Genomic DNA, 2,210 nt, shown 5'->3' on the forward strand with positions numbered 1-2,210 from the left:
CTGTAGAGGTCTATTTCTTGTTGAACGGGAGGTTAATTGAAGAAGGTAGGGGTTTTTATGAGTGGAATTAGTAATTAAATGGATGTGATATATAATCAACAAAAGGATTAAATGAAGGGGAAATTCTTATGTGGAAACTCGTATTTCTAGCTTTTGGTATCTTTAATTTAGCAGCAATTTTAATACCAAAAAAGCTAAATAAAATAGAAATTTACGCTACTTCCTTTTTTGCCTTTACCTATGGTGTTACAGTAGATATGATATTAGACCTAAATTATAATTTGTATGGATATTTTGAAGAAGGATTTCAATGGCTAGGACTTTTAGCTATATTTATGTATTTTCCATCTATTAGTGTTTTGTTTCTCAATCTTTATCCTTTAAATAGCAATAAAGGAAAAAAGATTTTATACATCTTAGCTTGGACAGTTTTTTCACTTGCTTTTGAGTGGTTTTGTCTTCATACTAAGTTTTATTATCATAATGGGTGGAAGCTTTGGTATTCCGCTATTGCTTACCCAATAATATTTTTAATACTTCTGCTTAATTTAAAGTTCGTTCGGAGACTAATTAATTAGATTTAGGATGAAAGTCCCTGGTTTATCTCTATTTTGATTGTGAAGGATTACACTTAAACTAACGGGTGCTTTTGTTAAGGATGATGATCGCTGTGGCGGTCATTTTTTCTAATTGAACTAACTAGGCATTTTAGTTGCAGAAGGAATGTCACTGCCTTTCCAAGACACACTTAATACGGTACCAAAAACGCCCAGAATTAGCTTCTGAGCGTCTGATTTGTAATCCTAAAAAATTTGCCATTAAAAATTGATGTAATTTAAAATAATACAGCATCCAGGGAATATTGTCCTGCACCTGTTAGTGCTACACCAATTGCAACAACTAAAATAGCAAGGCAGTATTCATATCCACCTTTTGTAAGCCAGTATCCATTTGGTCCATGAACTTTTAAAATCGCTACAACCATGCTTCCAGCAATTACAATGCCTGCAAGTGGTGTTAATAATCCTAAAGTGAACAAAGCACCACCTATAAATTCGGATAATCCAGCGAGTAAAGCCATTGTTACACCTGGTTTTATTCCTAATTTTTCAAAATGCTCCCCAAATACTTTTATTCCTCCACCATCAAATGAGCCGAATAACTTTTGGGCTCCATGAGCCATGAAGGATAATCCAATTACTAAACGTATTAACAATAAACCTATTCCTAACACCTTTTGTTCCTCTCCCTTAATTATCTTTATTTAATTTGTTCGTTGTTGAGTTACTCCAATACATATAACTATGTCTTAAATCCCTTAATCTCCTGGAGTTTCAAATTTTCCCTCTTTATAATCTCGATAAGCCTGTCGTATTTCTTCTTCTGTATTCATTACAAAAGGTCCATATGCTACTACAGGCTCTTTGATAGGTTCACCTGCAAACAGAACAAGTCGTAAGTTTTCGTTTGCAGAAACATGAATACTACTCATATTATCAGCATCTGCGGAACCTAGCCACATCGCTTGCCCTTTTTTCGCTTCGACTTGATTTTCTCCGAATGTGCCACTTCCTTCTAATACATAAATATAGCCATTATAGGTACCAGGAAGTTCTTGAATAACGGATGCACCTTTTTCCAAAATCATTTCTACAAATGTGACAGATGCGTAATTCAGTGTATTAGATACAATATCTCCTGACGAACCTGAATATACCCTAATTAAAGCACCATTCTCCTCACGAACAGGCATGTCTTTTGCTTGCATATTTTGATAACGGGGTTTTACCATTTTATATTGACGAGGTAGATTAACCCAAAGCTGAAGAAGATGAACTGTTTCACCGTCAAGTGGTGATTCATTATGGATTACTCCTCTACCAGCAGTCATAAATTGAAGGTCCCCTTTTTCTAGGATTCCACCCGCCCCCGTAGCATTGTCATAATGATTAAGCCTTCCGTCAATGATAAATGTTAAGGTCTCTATACCACGATGAGGATGCTCACTAAATGCTCCTTTTTGAAATTTATCTTCCATTAGTAATAAGAACGGGTCATAATCTACCCAGTTGCCAGGTGCAAGGATAGGACTTGCGGTATGAATATTGCTAATTTTTTGTTCGGTTACAGTCCATACTTTTTTTATTTCACGACGTTTAATATTTTCGGTATTCATATTATTTGCCTCCTTTTCATAGTCATAATAAACT

3 protein-coding genes are annotated in these 2,210 nt (G+C 35.0%); 1 reads left to right on the forward strand and 2 read right to left on the reverse strand.

Annotated features, from left to right (window positions below):
• Positions 1–128 precede the first annotated feature (128 nt).
• Positions 129–578 (forward strand): CBO0543 family protein, encoded by a 450-nt coding sequence (locus V7266_RS30205; protein WP_335472962.1) that lies wholly within the window; start codon positions 129–131, stop codon positions 576–578.
• A 257-nt stretch (positions 579–835) separates the two neighbouring features.
• Here the strand turns inward: V7266_RS30205 and V7266_RS30210 are convergent, their stop codons facing one another.
• Positions 836–1,234 carry a DoxX family protein gene (locus V7266_RS30210; protein WP_335472964.1) on the reverse strand — a complete coding sequence of 133 codons (399 nt, stop codon included), beginning with the start codon at positions 1,232–1,234 and terminating at the stop codon, positions 836–838.
• An 84-nt stretch (positions 1,235–1,318) separates the two neighbouring features.
• Positions 1,319–2,176 carry a pirin family protein gene (locus tag V7266_RS30215; protein ID WP_335472965.1) on the reverse strand — a complete coding sequence of 286 codons (858 nt, stop codon included), beginning with the start codon at positions 2,174–2,176 and terminating at the stop codon, positions 1,319–1,321.
• Positions 2,177–2,210: the final 34 nt, after the last annotated feature.

Source organism: Neobacillus drentensis, assembly GCF_036965645.1.
Taxonomy (GTDB): Bacteria; Bacillota; Bacilli; order Bacillales; family Cytobacillaceae; genus Neobacillus; species Neobacillus drentensis_D.